The organism is Actinoplanes regularis, from assembly GCF_900188005.1.
GTDB classification, from domain to species: Bacteria; Actinomycetota; Actinomycetes; order Mycobacteriales; family Micromonosporaceae; genus Actinoplanes; species Actinoplanes regularis.
This window is the reverse complement of record NZ_FZNR01000018.1, coordinates 1-13,714: the sequence shown is the minus strand read 5'-3', so window position 1 is coordinate 13,714 and position 13,714 is coordinate 1. Positions and strand designations below refer to the sequence as shown.

Here is a 13,714-nt window from a genome sequence, read left to right as displayed (position 1 = left end):
CCTACAGGCCCTCGGCCAGCGGGCCGAGCGCGAGGGCGGGCAGGAAGGTCAGCGCCACCAGGACGAGCGTGACGCCGACCAGCATGCCGACGAACAGGGGCTGATCGGTCCGCAACGTGCCGGTGGAGGCGGGCACCGGCTGCTGCGCGGCGAGGGAGCCGGCCAGGCCGAGCACGAACACGATCGGCAGGAAGCGGCCCAGCAGCATGCAGAGCCCGAGCGCGGTGTTGTAGCCGGTGCCCGAGACGGTCAGCCCGGCGAACGCGGAGCCGTTGTTGTTCGACGCGGACGCGAACGCGTACAGCACCTCGGAGAGCCCGTGGGTGCCGGAGTTGAGCATCCCGGCGCGGCCCCAACCGGTCACGATCGCGACCGCGGTGCCGGCCAGGACGAGCGTCGGGGTGCTCAGGAAGTACAGGGAGGCGAACTTGACCTCCCGGGCGCTGATCTTCTTGCCCAGGTACTCCGGGGTGCGCCCGACCATCAGCCCGGCCACGAAGACGGTGAAGACCGCCAGGATCAGCATTCCGTACAGGCCCGATCCGGTGCCGCCGGGCGCGATCTCACCCAGCAGCATGTTCAGGATCGTCACCCCGCCGCCCAGTGGCGTGTACGAGTCGTGGGCGGAGTTCACCGCCCCGGTCGAGGTCAGCGTGGTCGCCGCCGCGAACGTCGCCGAGTCGAGCACCCCGAAGCGGGACTCGGTGCCCTCCGTGGCCGCGCCGACCGCCGTCGGCACGGTGCCGTGGTGCGACCCCTGCAGTACGTTGATCGTGACGATGCTGCCGACCGCGAGGACCGCCATCGCGGCGACGATCGCGTAGCCCTGCCGGTCGCCGCCGGCCATGCGCCCGAACGTGCGTGGCAGGCTGACCGGGATCGCCAGGAGCAGGAAGACCTCCAGCCAGTTCGTCCAGGCCGTCGGGTTCTCGAACGGGTGGGCGCTGTTGGCGTTGTAGAACCCGCCGCCGTTGGTGCCCAGCACCTTGATCGCCTCCTGGGAGGCGACCGGCCCGCCGGTCACGTGCTGCACGGCCCCGGTCAGGGTGTGCACGTCGGTGCCGCCCGACAGGTTCTGCACCGCCCCGCCGGCGATCAGCACGAGCGCCGCGACGGCCGAGATCGGCAGCAGGACCCGCACCGTGACGCGGACCAGGTCGACCCAGAAGTTGCCCAACCGGTCGGTACGGGAGCGGGTGAACCCGCGCACCAGGGCGACCGCGACCGAGATCCCCACCGCCGCCGATACGAAGTTCTGCACCGCCAGCCCGGTCATCTGCACCAGATGTCCCAGCGTGGACTCACCGGAGTACGACTGCCAGTCGGTGTTCGTGACGAAGCTGACCGCGGTGTTCCACGCCCCGTCCGGGTCCACCGCGGGGAGACCCAGCGACAGCCACAGGTGGTTCTGCAGCCGCAGGAACGCGTACAGGAACAGCACCGACACCGCGGAGAACGCGAGCACGCCGCGCGCGTACCCGCTCCAGGACTGCTCCCCGCCGGGATCCACGCCGACCAGCCGGTAGATCACCCGCTCGGCGCGCAGGTGCCGGGTCGAGCAGACCACCCGGTACAGGTGATCGCCGAGCGGCCGGTACACCACGGCCAGCGCCGCGATCAGCGTGGCGATGAACAGGATTGCCGCCGTCGTGTCGCCCATCAGAACCGCTCCGGGAACAGCAGGGCCGCCAACAGGAACACGGTCAGCGCCCCGGCGAGGACCAGGCCGGCCAGATTCTCCAGGTTCACAGTCGCTCCACCGCTCGTACCACCAGCGCCAGCGATCCGAACAACGCCACCGTCAACAGCACGTACGCCAGGTCGGCCATGCCGTCTCTCCCTTCCACGACGGAGCCAGTCAACTGCCCCGCCCCGACGCCGGACAGGGGGCTTCACGCGATTTTCACGACGCCGTCGCGATCAGGGCGTCGCGGACCGCGCTCGCCCCCGGCTTGAGGCGTTCGGTGTAGTGGACGCGTTGCCAGTCGTCCCACCGGACGGATCCGGCCACCTGGTCGGGCCCGGTCCCGGTGCCGAGCAGGATCCCGACGGCGGGGCTGGTCTCCGTGGCGGCGGCAGTGCCCTCGGGCACCAGAACCTGCCGGGAGGACGGGTCGGCGAAGCCGGCCAGGGCCCACGGGATCCGGATCGTCAGCTCGGTGCCGTCGAGGCGCCACAGGGCCCGGCTGTCCGCGTGCGGGTCGGCGGGATCCCAGCTGCCGTAGCGCAGCCGGCCCACGTCGAACAGCTCGACCGGCAGGCGCCGGCCGGAGACCGGCACGGTCAGGGCACGGTTGACGATCTGCTGGTAGTGCTGCCAGCCGTCGACCGGTGCGGGCCGCGCGGCCGCCGGGACCGGGAAGTCCAGCGGCATCGGGTCGAGCGGGACGCGGATCCACGCCTGCCCGGTGTGGGCGGCCAGGTCCAGCGCGAACGCGGTGTCCGGCTGCCGGTCGACGGCGCCCGGCGGGGGCGGGCCGGTCAGCCGGGGCAGGACGTCCAGGCCGACGGTGAGCTTCGCCGGCAGCGGCTCGGCCAGCCGCAGGACGAGACGCAGATAGGAGTCGTCGACGGTGGCCCGGACGGCGGGCGCGGGACGGGCGGCCGGATCGTCGACGAGCGTCCGCGGGGCGACGTCCGGGTCCGTCACCGCGTCGGTGGCGATCAGCCCGAAGTACTGCTCGTTGGTGAGCGGGTCGTGCCAGAGCTGCCGCCGGTCGGCGGGGATCTGGTGGGTGACGGTGTTCCAGGTCAGCTTGAACCACTCGTCGGTCCAGGCGAACACGAACCCGCCGGCCAGCCCGAGATCCTTGATCATGCGGAGCAGCTCGGCGTCGATGCGCATGGCCTCGGCCTCGTCGTGGTCGCCCTGGTCACGGCCGAGCGGCCCGTGGTGGGCGTCGCCAATGCTGGACGGCACCCCGAACTCGGTGATCAGGACCGGCATGCCGGTGTGGTGTTCGCGGAGCTGATTCAGGTAGCCCGCGTACGGGTCGGCACGTCCCGCGTACCGGAAGGTCTGCAGTTCGGGCTGGTGGCGCTGGAAGTCCGGGTAGTAGGGATAGGCGTGGTAACTGGCGAAGGTGCCGCCCGGCCAGGCCTCGGTGGGCTGGACGTGGTTGGCGTCCACCCCGGCCAGGTCCTCCTGCTCCAGCGGCTCGTACCGGTGGGTCAGCGGGTCGGTGGTCGGCCAGTTCGCGAACGCGATCGGAGCACCACGCCCGGCTGCGGCCTCGGCGGTGGCCAGCTCCTCCATCCGGGCGGCCAGCCACCGCTCCGTCGCGGTGGCCGTCCCGGCGCTGCGGAAGTAGCGGCCCGTCACCGCGGGAACCGTGGTGCCGATCCGGTCGGTGGCGGCCGTGGCGTACGGGTCCCACTCCACCCCGATGATCCAGCCGGCGAGCCAGTCGCCGACGTCGACATCCCAGGTCCCGCTGGCGCGTCCCGGCGTGGGCGACCGGGACAGGTGCCCGCCCACCGCGAGGGAGGCGTCGCGCAGCTCGGCGGTGAACGAGGTGGTGACCTGCGGGTCGAACAGGTTGCCCTTGGTCACGTACGACTCGTCCGGCAGGTAGACGCCCTGCATCAGGTACAGCGGCCGGTCCGGGTGCGCCCGATTGTGCGCGGCCAGCTCCCCGTAGAACGCGGGTGGATGGATCGTGTAGACGCGGACCACCCGGACGCCCAGCCGGTCCATCGCGGCGAACCAGACCCGGTAGTCCGTCGCGGTGATCGCCAGTTCCCCGGGCTGGTGCCCGGGCGTGGTACTGCCCAGATTCACCCCGGGCAGGAACCGCTTGTCACCGCTGGCGGTGTGCAACGCGAAGCCGTCCGGTCCGGCCGTCGCCACGGTCCGCAGCCCGGCGGCGGACACCGGTCGTGACGCCCAGGACGGGCCCGCCGGTGCGGGTGGCACGGCGTCCAGCCCGGCGATCTGCGCCGTACCCGGACTGGACCGGACCGGTCCCGGAGACGATCCGGGCCGCGCGACGACCAGCCAGCCCGCCAGGAACAGGGCGCCGAGTGGGAGCACCATCCACCACCAGCGCCGCCGCCGGTGGATCCGGGGCGGGAGATCGGCGAACGACACGCCACCATCTTTCCCGCGACCTGGCGGGCATGTGAGCGAACGCGGGCCAATTCGGTGCCGCAACGCTCGTGACCTGCGATGATGTAGAAGATCATCCAAATTCCAGCTGACCGCGACGGTCACGGTGCGAGGTGCGACATGGCACTGGTCCTGGTGGCGGACGACGACGCGGACATCCGTGACCTGGTCACGTTCAAGCTCGAGGGACTCGGCGAGGAAGTGATCGCGGCCGAGGACGGCGAGGCGGCGCTGGCGGCGATCCGGGAGCGACACCCGGCCCTGGTGATCCTCGACATCGCCATGCCCGGCCTGTCCGGCATCGACGTCTGCCGGATGATCCGCGCGGATCCGGCGATCGCGCAGACCCCGGTGCTGCTTCTGACCGCCCGGGTGCAGGAGCAGGACGTCGAGAGGGGCTTCGCGGTCGGCGCCGACGACTACGTCACCAAACCGTTCAGCCCACGCGAGCTGGTGTCCCGGGTGCAGACCCTGCTGAGCAGGGCGCGGGCGTGAACCTGCGAGCCCGCCGCCCCAGGAAGGGATCGGGCACGATCGGCCGGCTGCTCGGCCGCGCCTTCGGTGGGCTGGTCGGGCTGGTGTTGCTGATGGGCGTGGTGGGGCTGGTGGCGGCGGTCGCGGCGTCCGTGGCGGTCAGCCAGCCGATGCGGGAGACGCTGCGTGCTCAGGCGGCCACCGCCGAAGTGCGCAGTCTGATCGGCAACGGGCAGATGGGCCTGAACAGTTACCTGCTGAGCGGCGACGAGACGTATCGCGACTCCTACGAGTCGGCCCGGCGGGCCTATCCGGCCGCGATGGCACAGCTGCGTTCGGTCGCGGTCGATCAGACGCGTGCGCTCGTCGCGGATCTGAACGCCGAGGCGGCCCAATGGTGGGCGCTGGCCGACCGGCAGATCGCCGGAATGCCCGGTGCCAGGCCGCCCGCTCCGGCGAGATGGGCCAGGCAGGCACAGTTGGTGCGGGCGCAATCCGCCACCCGCGCGCTCGACCAGGCCCTGTCGGCCCGGATCGGCCGGCTCAACCACAGAAATGACGTCCTGAACACGATCGCCCTGATCGTGGTCGCGGTCACGACCGTGGGGGCCGTGCTGTTCGGGCTGTGGATCGGCCGATCGGCCACCCGGCGGATCACCACGCCGCTCGCTCAGGTGCTGGAGACCGCCGACCGGCTGCGCCGAGGCGAGCACGACGCCCGGGTGCCCCGTGCCGGGGCCCCGGCGGAGATCGAGGCGGTCGCGGCGGCCGTCAACGCCAACGCCGACGAGGCGGACACCGAGCGTCGCATGTTCGACAACTTCCACGAGCACAGCGCGGCGATCCGCCAGCACCTGTCGCGCGGTGACGCGCTGGCCGCGGCCGCTCGGGGCCTGGGTGACCTGCTCGACGCCGACCATGTGGTGATCCGCCTGGCACCGGACCAGGATCGGCCGGCCGCGGCCGAGGTGTGGAGCGCCGAGGGCGCACCGGGGGACACCACCGCCCTCGCCGAGGCCCCGGTCGACTGGGCGCGGCTGCGGCCGGGCAAGGCCGTCATCCGCGACCTCGAGGGAGCCTCGGCCGGGGCCGGATCAGTGGTCGAGGTGACGTTCGGGGAAGGCCAGGAGGCCGTGGGGCGGCTCACCGTCGTGAAGCGGCAAGGGCGGGACCCCTGGCGGCCGTACGAGGAACACCTGGTCAGCATGCTCGCAGCTGACCTGGCGCGGGCGCTGACCCAGGCGAAGCTGTTCGAGCAGGCGCACGAGCTGGTGGCCCGGTCGCAGGAGGTGGACGCCGCGAAGACAGAATTCCTGTACACCGTCTCGCACGAGCTGCGCACGCCGCTGACCAGCGTCTCCGGCTACCTGGAGGTTCTCGTCGACCAGGATGCCGGGCCGCTGAACCCCACCCAGGAACGGATGCTCGGCGTGATCGAACACAACGTCGGACGACTCCGCCTGCTCATCGAGGACCTCCTGCTGGTGTCCCGGATCGAAGCGGGCCGGTTCGCGGTGGACGAGGAGACGCTCGACCTCACCGCGATGCTGAACGCGGCGTATGCCGCGATCCAGCCCGCCGCCCAGCAGGCCGGAGTCACCATGACCTGCGAGATCGACGAGTCGATCACGATGCCCGGCGACCAGGATCACCTGAATCGGGCGATCCGCAACGTGTTCTCCAACGCCGTGAAGTTCACGCCCTCCGGCGGGACGGTCAGCGTCGCCGCGCATGTCGACGGGCCGTGCGCGGTGATCGTGGTCCGCGACACCGGCATCGGCATCCCGGCCGACGATCTGCCGAAGCTGTTCAGCCGGTTCTTCCGGGCCGCCAACGCCACCCGCCGGGCGCTGCCCGGCACGGGCCTGGGCCTGTCCATCGTCTCGGCCGTCGTGCAGCGGCATGGCGGAACCGTCGCGGTCGACTCCGAGGAGGACGCGGGCACCACGGTCACGATCCGGCTCCCACTCACAGCGGTGGCGCACAACGCCGGAACACCTGAGCGGCAGGCGGGCGCCCATGAATATTCGCAATGACCTCGGCTGGCTGACCATCGTCCTGCTGCTGCTCACCGGGCTGATCACGGTCCTGATCGTGGGGGCCGCTCTGATCCGGACGATCCGCCTGCTGCGCGATCGGCGCCAGGAGCAGTTGGCGGCGGCCCCGCGCCGGGCGTTGCTGGCGTTCGTCGCCGAGGGCGGCGAGGAGGGCTCCGAGGAACTGCTCGCGATCAGCCCACGCGCCTGGCGGGCCGTCGAACCCGCCGCCGTGGCACTGCTCGGCAAGGTCCGGGGCGACGCCCACCGCGCGCTGGCCGAGGTCTTCGAACAGCGCGGTGCCGCGCGGCGGGCGGTGGCGCAGTTGCGCCACCGCGACGCCGTGCACCGGGCGCGCGCCGCGGAGACCCTGGGCCACCTGGGACGACCGGACGTGATCGACGCGATCCATCCGCTGCTCGACGACAAGAGCCCGGAGGTACGAATGGTCGCGGCCCGCGCGCTGGGCGCGATCGGCTCGCCCGCCTCCGCCGCGCCGCTGCTCGCCGCGCTCAGCCGCCGTCAGATGCCCGCGCACCTGATCGCGTTCGACCTGTCCCGGATCGGTGCCGGCGCGGTTCCCGCCCTGCAGGCCGCGCTGAGCGACGCGGAACCGTCCGTACGCGCGACGGCGCTGAACGCGCTCGGCCTGATCGGCTCGATCGGCAGCGTCACGGCGATCACCGAACTGCTGGATAGCGAGTCCCATCCGGATGTACGCCTGGCCGCGCTCACCAGTCTGGGCCGCTTGGGCGGCCGGTCCTCGATCGCACCGCTGCGGGCGGCACTGGACCCGGCGCGGACACCCGGGCTGCGGGCCGCGGCGGCCCGGTCGCTGGGTGAGGTCGGCGGGCGGGAAGCGGCAGAGGTGCTGGGCACCCTCCTCGCCGATCCGGACTACCACGTGGCCCATGAGGCCGCCCAGGGGTTGCGCCGGCTGGGTGTCCCAGGCCGGCGGCGATTGCAGGAGATCGCCGAGGGCGTCCCGGCCGGGCCGGGCGCGGCGCACGCGCGTCAGGCGCTGGCCCTGCTCGACCTGGACGAGGGCGGCGACCAGCCCTGACGATCACCTTGGGAGCTGACCCATGCGGTTGCTGGTCGAGGTCGGCAACGACCTTCTGCTGGTGTATTTCGTCGTGCTCAACAGCTGCTACCTGGCGCTGATCGGGCTCGCCTTCGTCGAGTTCGGCCGTGCTCAGCGGCGCCGGACGTTCAGCGGCACCGACGAGCTGTTCCGCAACCCGCTGACCCCCGCGGTGTCGCTGCTCGTGCCCGCGCACAACGAAGGGCCGGTGATCGTGCCCGCGGTCCGTGCCCTGACCGCGCTGCGCTTCCCGCGATTCCAGGTCGTCGTGATCGACGACGGCTCGACCGACGACACGTTCGAGCGCCTGCGCGCCGGGTTCGATCTCGTCGAGGTGCCGTACGTGGTGCCGGACGACGTACCGCACCACGGCGAGGTCCGGTCGGTGCATGTCGCCCGGGACTCGCCCGACACGCTGCTGGTCGTCCGCAAACGCAACGGCGGCAAGGCGGATGCCCTCAACGTCGGCGTCAACCTGGCCCGCCACGAGCTGGTCTGCATGGTCGACGCGGACTCCATCCTCGATCACGACGCGCTCCTGGCCGTGGTCAAACCCTTCGCCGAGGACCCGTTGCGGGTCGTCGCGGCCGGTGGGGTGGTGGGCATCGTGAACGGCTGCCGCGTCTCCGCCGGTCGCGTGGTCGATGTCCGGATGCCCCGCCAGTGGGTGGTCCGCATCCAGATCGTGGAGTACCTGCGGGCCTTCCTGACCGGCCGTACCGGCTGGTCCCGCCTCGGCGGCCTGATCGTCATCTCCGGTGCCTTCGGCCTGTTCCGCCGGGACGTGCTGGTGCGAGTGGGCGGTATGGCCCTGGACACGGTCGGCGAGGACGCCGAGGTCGTGGTCCGCCTGCATCGCCGGCTGCGCGAGGCCGACGCCGACTACCGCATCGTCTTCCTGCCCGAACCCATCTCCTGGAGCCAGTCACCGTCGACGCTGCGCGTCCTGGGCCGCCAGCGCCGCCGGTGGCACCGCGGCCTGGCCGAGGTGCTCCAGACCCACCGGGTGATGATCGGCAATCCCCGGTACGGCCGGATCGGGCTGATCGCGCTGCCGTACTACCTGCTGTTCGAGCTGATCGCCCCGTTCGTGGAACTGCTCGCCCTGATCCTGCTGCCCCTGGGCCTGCTCATCGGCGCGGTGAACGTCCAGTTCGCCTGGCGTTTCGTCCTCGCCGCCTACGGCTACGGGATCGTGGTGAGCCTGGCCGCGCTCATCCTCGAGGAGCTGTCCTTCCACCGCTACCGCCGCTGGCGTGACATCACCTGGGGCTTCCTTGCCGCGGTGGCCGAGAACCTGGGCTACCGCCTGCTGCTGGCCCCGGCTCAGGTCTACGGGGTCTGGCTGGCGTGGCGGGGGCGCGAGGCGGTGTGGGGTACGAACCTCCGCACCGACTTCGAGGAGCCCACCGGGCGGTGACAAAAATTTCGGACGGGATGTCAAGGTTGTCGCGGCGGCTACGACCTACCGCTGAAGAAGGGTCCCGACCTTGCGGAGGTAGCGATGAAGTTCCTGATCAGCCTGCACATCAACCCGGCCGTGCTGGACGCGTTGACCGACGAGGAGAGGGCGGCGATCGGTGCCGGGCACGGCCGGTTCATGGAGGAACTGAAGGAGTCCGGGGAGCTGCTCATCACGCAGGCGCTGGTCGACCCGTCGCAGGCGGTGGTCGTCTCGGTGCGTGACGGACAGCCGGTGGTCACCGACGGGCCGTTCGTGGAGTCCAAGGAGTTCCTGGGCGGGTACTACCTCGTCGACGTCGAGGACAAGGCCCGGGCGGTGGAGCTGGCGGCGCGGATCCCGGACGCCGCGATCGAAGGGCTCGGGGTCGAGGTGCGGCAGGTGATGTTCGCGGACGGGCTGCTGGAAGCGTGACCGGGCCGGGCGTCGAGGACCTGCTGCGCGAGCTGCTGCCGCAGGTCCTCGGTGCGCTGGTCCGCCGGTACGGGCAGTTCGAGGGGTGCGAGGACGCCGTCCAGGAGGCGGGTCTCGCGGCCTCGGCGCAGTGGCCGGTGGAGGGCGTGCCGGGGAACCCACGGGGCTGGCTGCTGACCGTGGCCGCGCGGCGCTTCGTCGACGAGGTGCGCAGCGAGTCGGCGCGACGGGAACGGGAGTCGGCGGTCTCGGCGTGGGAGACGCCGGCGCCGGTCCCGGACACCGATGACACGCTCCTGCTGCTCTTCCTGTGCTGCCATCCGGCGCTGACGGCGGCGTCGCAGACGGCGTTGACGTTGCGGGCGGTCGGTGGGCTGACGACAGCGGAGATCGCGCGGGCGTTCCTGGTGCCGGAGGCGACGATGGCGGCGCGGATCAGCCGGGCGAAACAGCGGATCAGAGCGGCCGGCGGTTCGTTCCCGCCACCGGACGGCGATTCCCGGCTCCCGGTGGTCCTCCAGGTGCTCTACCTGATCTTCAACGAGGGGTACACGGCGTCGTCGGGCTCCTCGCTGGACCGGCCCGATCTGGCGGGGGAGGCGATCCGGCTGGCGCGGCTGGTGCACGCGCGGCTGCCCTCGGACGGGGAGGTGACCGGATTGCTGGCGTTGATGCTGCTCACGCACGCGCGGCGGCCGGCGCGGACAACGCCGGGCGGGGATCTGGTGCCGCTGGATCGGCAGGATCGGGCGAAGTGGGACCGCTCGCTGCTCGAGGAGGGGATGGCGCTGGCGAAGGCTTCGCTGGGAGCGGCGCGGCTGGGGCCGTATCAGCTGCAGGCGGCGATCGCCGCGACGCACGCGGACGCGGTGACGGCCGAGGCGACGAACTGGCGTCAGGTGTACGCGTTGTACCTGGTCCTGGAGCGGATCGCGCCGAATCCGATGGTGACGTTGAATCGGGCGGTGGCGCTGGCGGAGCTCTCCGGTCCGGCGGCCGGGCTGGCGTTGCTGGCCGAACTGGACGGTGACGAGCGGCTGGCGGGGCATCACAGGTTGGCGTCGGTGCGGGCGCACCTGCTGGAGAAGGCCGGGGAGACCGCGCAGGCGTACGACTGGTACCGGCGGGCGGCGCGGGCGACGGCGAGCCTGGCCGAGCAGCGCTACCTGGAGTCCCGGGCGAGCCATCTCCGCGACCCATCCCACTTCCTATCTTCCTAGGATGCCGTAGGCGGTGTGGCTCGCCGGCCGACCCGAAACGCAATGCGGGCACTGGGCAGCGGTAGATCGACGGCTTGCTATGGGAGCATCTCGGCATGAGTGTCTTGCGGGGGCTGTTCCTGACGGTGAGCCTCGGGGCGCTGGCGGTCATCGGCGGCATTCTGTCGAACTGGATACCTCGGCCGGCGAAGGTGAAGACCCGCTGGACCGTGATCGGTTTGGCCGGAGTCGTGCTGGTGGCGTCGATCGTCGCCCTGGTGGCTGACGGACGGTCGCGGCCGCTGGGGGAGTGGGTCTCGGACGTGAACAAGAGCTGTGCGCCCTTCACGGCTCGGATAGCTGAAGCGACAGAACACCGTGGCGCCATCGACCAGTCGCGTCCGGTCAGGGACCATCTGCCGCCCCTGAGGGAGCTGGAAGCGGCCCATTCGGATCAGTATCGCGAAGTCAGTGGAATCGAATTGCCCTCGGATCTCAACGACCGGGCCGCTGCGGAAAGCTGGCTGAACGCCTACGGCGTGCGACGCGATCGTCTCGTGAACTTCGTGGACCAGATCGAGGGCGTCCCGGACTCTCTGACCTTCGCGGACGTTCTCGCCGCGATCCAGATAGGTCAGTCGGCGCAAGCCTTCGCTGAGGCGACCACCGAGGAGACCCGCAAGAGCGAGACTCTCGGCATCTCGTGTCGATAGGTCCCGCGCTTGCACAGATCTCACCATCCTAGGACGGCTTACAGGCAGCGCGGCAAGCCACACCCAACATCAATAAGGACGGCTTCGCCGACCAACCCTGAAGATCCCGGCTGGCCCGTACCGGAACCGGCTGGTCCTAGGCGCCGTCACCTTGGAGCTGATCTTGGGCGCGGTGATCCGGTGCACACCGAGACGAGACCGAGTGCGCGTTCTCTGCAGCCAGAAGTGCTCACCCGTGGGCCCGGCAGCAAGGTCGACCCGATCACCACTTTGTGACCGCGGTAAGGAGGCCGTGTAGAGGCTTCGTGTGCGGCCTTCCGCGGGTTGAGAGTGCGAGTGCAAGATCCTCGCCATGGACTTCTTCCAGTGGGATCCGGACGATCAGGTGACCGAGCCGTCCTCGACGGCGGCGTGGAGCGGGCGCGGCTTGTTGCAGGCCGTCCTGAGTTGCGCCGGTTGGCTGCTGCTGATTCCCGCCTGGTGGCTCGCTGAGACGCCTCTGCTCGGGGGTTCGTTCGTCGGCTGGTGGATCTCGTTGTTGGCTGCGGTGTTCGCTGTACTCGTCTCGATTGCGGCGATCCTGATCGCCTGTGTACGCCGTTCCTGGGGAGTCGCCGTGGTCAGCTTGTGTCTGGCCGCTGCCGCCTTTGTCGTCGTCTCGCGGCAGGATTCACAGGTCTACCCCGTTGACTATCGGTATCGGCTGCATCGGGCCGCGCTCGCCGAACTGGCCAAGGACTACCGGGCCGGCCATTTGAACGGCGGACTGACCCTGCCGGCCGACATGCGCTCCCTGTGCCCGTCCGGAGTCGCGTACGCCACCCCGACCGTGTTGTTCATACAGCTGTGGCAGAACTGGCGAGCCGAATCGGGAACAGGACTCGCGTATTTCGCCGAGCCGCCCACCGAGTCGACGGTCATCGAGACGGCCTGGGGCGACCAGGGATACCCGCAACGGGAGGTGGGCGACGGCTGGTGGTGGGTGGCGTAATAGGCACAGCCCGGCGACGGCTACTTTCGGCTACTCCGTGTACTCGTCGGACGGGCCCGCGCCCCGGCGAACGTACCGGGGCGCGCCGGTGGACCGAGGACGAAAGTGCGGCGGGTGGTGGGCTGGCAGGTCACTTATCCGGAGTCCGTGCGGGTGAAGGTCGTCGCGATGCATGAGCTGGTCCGCGATGACGAGGTCTCCTCGCGGGTAGCGCAGCCCTTGTCGTTCGGCTCGGAGTAGTTCACCAGGGCCGAAACACCCCGCCTGTCGGGGTCCTGCCCCCAGGGGCTGCCCCGCAGTCGCACAGGAGCTATTGCCATTGGTTCGTGGAGGCGTAACGTTCGAAAAAAGACGAAAATCGGGGGATTTGCCACGAGGGCGTTCTTGCTTGCTCTGGCTGTCGCGGCCCTCGCCGTAGCCGGTGTGCTGGCGGTTGACGTCGCATCCACACCGGCGGCACCTGCCTACGCCTGCGACATCGAGCCCTGCTGACATCTCCCGGCTGGTCGGAGGGAGTCGCGCGATGAGGAAACTTCTTACCGCCATCGGGCTGATGTGTGCGTTGACCGCACCGGTCGCCGTGTCATCGGTCGCCGCCTCTGCAAGTACGAACACGCACGCCGTCGTGCTCTGCGACGACTGCGCGACCTGTGTCTGCTGAAGGAGATGTCGTGAAAAGGCTGCTGATCGCCACCGCTGTCGCGCTCCTGACCGCCACGAGTGTCGTCGTGGCAGACGCGACTGCCGCGCCCCTGTCTGTCAGGGTGAGTTGAGGCCAGCGGTTCATAGCAAGTCCGCCGGACAGGGCGAGTTCAGGATCGGTAAGCGTTGAATACTGCTGTTGACGTCGTGACGGCCCAGGATGGGGTCATGAGTCGCAAGAAGGGTCCTCGCTCAGGCGGGCCACGGGCACGTCGGCCGTTCACGCCGGGGCAGAACCTGGATCTGCTGACCCGTTATGAGCAGGCCCTCACGGCCGGTGAGGGCGGGGCGTTCCTGCGGCGGGAGGGCTTGTACTCGTCGTTGATGACGGAGTGGCGCCGGGCCCGCGATGCCGGCCTGTTGCAGGGAAAACCGGCCGGTGAAACGGTCGGGCGGCCGTCACCTGAGCAGGCCGAGATCGCCAGGCTGCGCCGCGTGAGTTTCCCCCGCTTTGATGGAGCAGTTTTCCCTGCTACCGGCTGGTGGCAGGGGTAGCCAAGGCAGGCTTGGGCTGCTCGTCCTGGTGTCGAT

12 protein-coding genes and 1 pseudogene are annotated in these 13,714 nt (G+C 70.5%); 10 read left to right on the top strand and 3 right to left on the bottom strand.

From position 1 onward, the window contains the following. Position 1 precedes the first annotated feature (1 nt). From kdpA to CHC09_RS33405, 3 genes are all read right to left on the bottom strand, one after another. Positions 2-1,660 (bottom strand): potassium-transporting ATPase subunit KdpA, encoded by a 1,659-nt coding sequence (kdpA, locus tag CHC09_RS33415; protein WP_089297265.1) that lies wholly within the window; start codon positions 1,658-1,660, stop codon positions 2-4. Next, positions 1,660-1,749 (bottom strand): potassium-transporting ATPase subunit F, encoded by a 90-nt coding sequence (locus tag CHC09_RS33410; protein ID WP_089297264.1) that lies wholly within the window; start codon positions 1,747-1,749, stop codon positions 1,660-1,662. Before CHC09_RS33410 ends, kdpA begins: the two co-directional genes overlap by 1 nt. Positions 1,750-1,903: 154 nt before the next feature. After that, positions 1,904-4,090: a hypothetical protein gene (locus tag CHC09_RS33405; RefSeq protein WP_089297263.1), complete on the bottom strand. Its 2,187-nt coding sequence runs from the start codon at positions 4,088-4,090 to the stop codon at positions 1,904-1,906. Between the two features lie 138 nt (positions 4,091-4,228). On the opposite strand from CHC09_RS33405, the gene CHC09_RS33400 reads away from it, so the two are divergent. The 10 genes and pseudogenes from CHC09_RS33400 to CHC09_RS48010 all read left to right on the top strand — a co-directional run. Next, entirely contained in the window at positions 4,229-4,603 is a 375-nt protein-coding gene (locus CHC09_RS33400) for a response regulator transcription factor (protein ID WP_089297262.1), read from the top strand. Further along, complete coding sequence (locus tag CHC09_RS33395; RefSeq protein WP_089297261.1) at positions 4,600-6,618, top strand: ATP-binding protein; 2,019 nt, start codon at positions 4,600-4,602, stop codon at positions 6,616-6,618. Before CHC09_RS33400 ends, CHC09_RS33395 begins: the two co-directional genes overlap by 4 nt. After that, positions 6,602-7,681, top strand: coding sequence for a HEAT repeat domain-containing protein (locus CHC09_RS33390; RefSeq protein WP_143232744.1), 1,080 nt, complete (start codon positions 6,602-6,604; stop codon positions 7,679-7,681). The genes CHC09_RS33395 and CHC09_RS33390 overlap by 17 nt, the downstream gene beginning before the upstream one ends. A 22-nt stretch (positions 7,682-7,703) precedes the next feature. After that, positions 7,704-9,122 carry a glycosyltransferase family 2 protein gene (locus CHC09_RS33385; RefSeq protein ID WP_089297259.1) on the top strand — a complete coding sequence of 473 codons (1,419 nt, stop codon included), beginning with the start codon at positions 7,704-7,706 and terminating at the stop codon, positions 9,120-9,122. Positions 9,123-9,206: 84 nt separating this feature from the next. Then, on the top strand, positions 9,207-9,578 hold the full coding sequence (locus CHC09_RS33380; protein ID WP_089297258.1) for a YciI family protein: 372 nt from the start codon (positions 9,207-9,209) through the stop codon (positions 9,576-9,578). Beyond that, positions 9,575-10,798 (top strand): RNA polymerase sigma factor, encoded by a 1,224-nt coding sequence (locus tag CHC09_RS33375; protein WP_089297257.1) that lies wholly within the window; start codon positions 9,575-9,577, stop codon positions 10,796-10,798. Before CHC09_RS33380 ends, CHC09_RS33375 begins: the two co-directional genes overlap by 4 nt. A 95-nt stretch (positions 10,799-10,893) precedes the next feature. Further along, the gene (locus CHC09_RS33370; RefSeq protein WP_089297256.1) at positions 10,894-11,490 is read left to right on the top strand and encodes a hypothetical protein; all 597 of its coding nucleotides are present in this window, start codon (positions 10,894-10,896) and stop codon (positions 11,488-11,490) included. A 352-nt stretch (positions 11,491-11,842) separates the two neighbouring features. Beyond that, positions 11,843-12,481 carry a hypothetical protein gene (locus CHC09_RS33365; protein WP_089297255.1) on the top strand — a complete coding sequence of 213 codons (639 nt, stop codon included), beginning with the start codon at positions 11,843-11,845 and terminating at the stop codon, positions 12,479-12,481. Between the two features lie 105 nt (positions 12,482-12,586). Then, positions 12,587-12,721, top strand: a complete 135-nt coding sequence (locus tag CHC09_RS48890) for a DUF6192 family protein (protein ID WP_373871982.1) — start codon at positions 12,587-12,589, stop codon at positions 12,719-12,721. A 630-nt stretch (positions 12,722-13,351) separates the two neighbouring features. Then, positions 13,352-13,618 (top strand): annotated as a pseudogene (locus tag CHC09_RS48010) (IS3-like element ISAar46 family transposase); the annotation flags it as partial. Positions 13,619-13,714 lie beyond the last annotated feature (96 nt).

Bases quoted from the DNA above. Each gene is read 5' to 3' on its own strand.
- CHC09_RS33380 (WP_089297258.1), top strand. From the start codon at position 9,207: ATGAAGTTCCTGATCAGCCTGCACATCAACCCGGCCGTGCTGGACGCG.
- CHC09_RS33370 (WP_089297256.1), top strand. From the start codon at position 10,894: ATGAGTGTCTTGCGGGGGCTGTTCCTGACGGTGAGCCTCGGGGCGCTG.
- CHC09_RS33390 (WP_143232744.1), top strand. From the start codon at position 6,602: ATGAATATTCGCAATGACCTCGGCTGGCTGACCATCGTCCTGCTGCTG.
- CHC09_RS33385 (WP_089297259.1), top strand. From the start codon at position 7,704: ATGCGGTTGCTGGTCGAGGTCGGCAACGACCTTCTGCTGGTGTATTTC.
- kdpA (WP_089297265.1), bottom strand. From the start codon at position 1,660: ATGGGCGACACGACGGCGGCAATCCTGTTCATCGCCACGCTGATCGCG.
- CHC09_RS33400 (WP_089297262.1), top strand. From the start codon at position 4,229: ATGGCACTGGTCCTGGTGGCGGACGACGACGCGGACATCCGTGACCTG.
- CHC09_RS33365 (WP_089297255.1), top strand. From the start codon at position 11,843: ATGGACTTCTTCCAGTGGGATCCGGACGATCAGGTGACCGAGCCGTCC.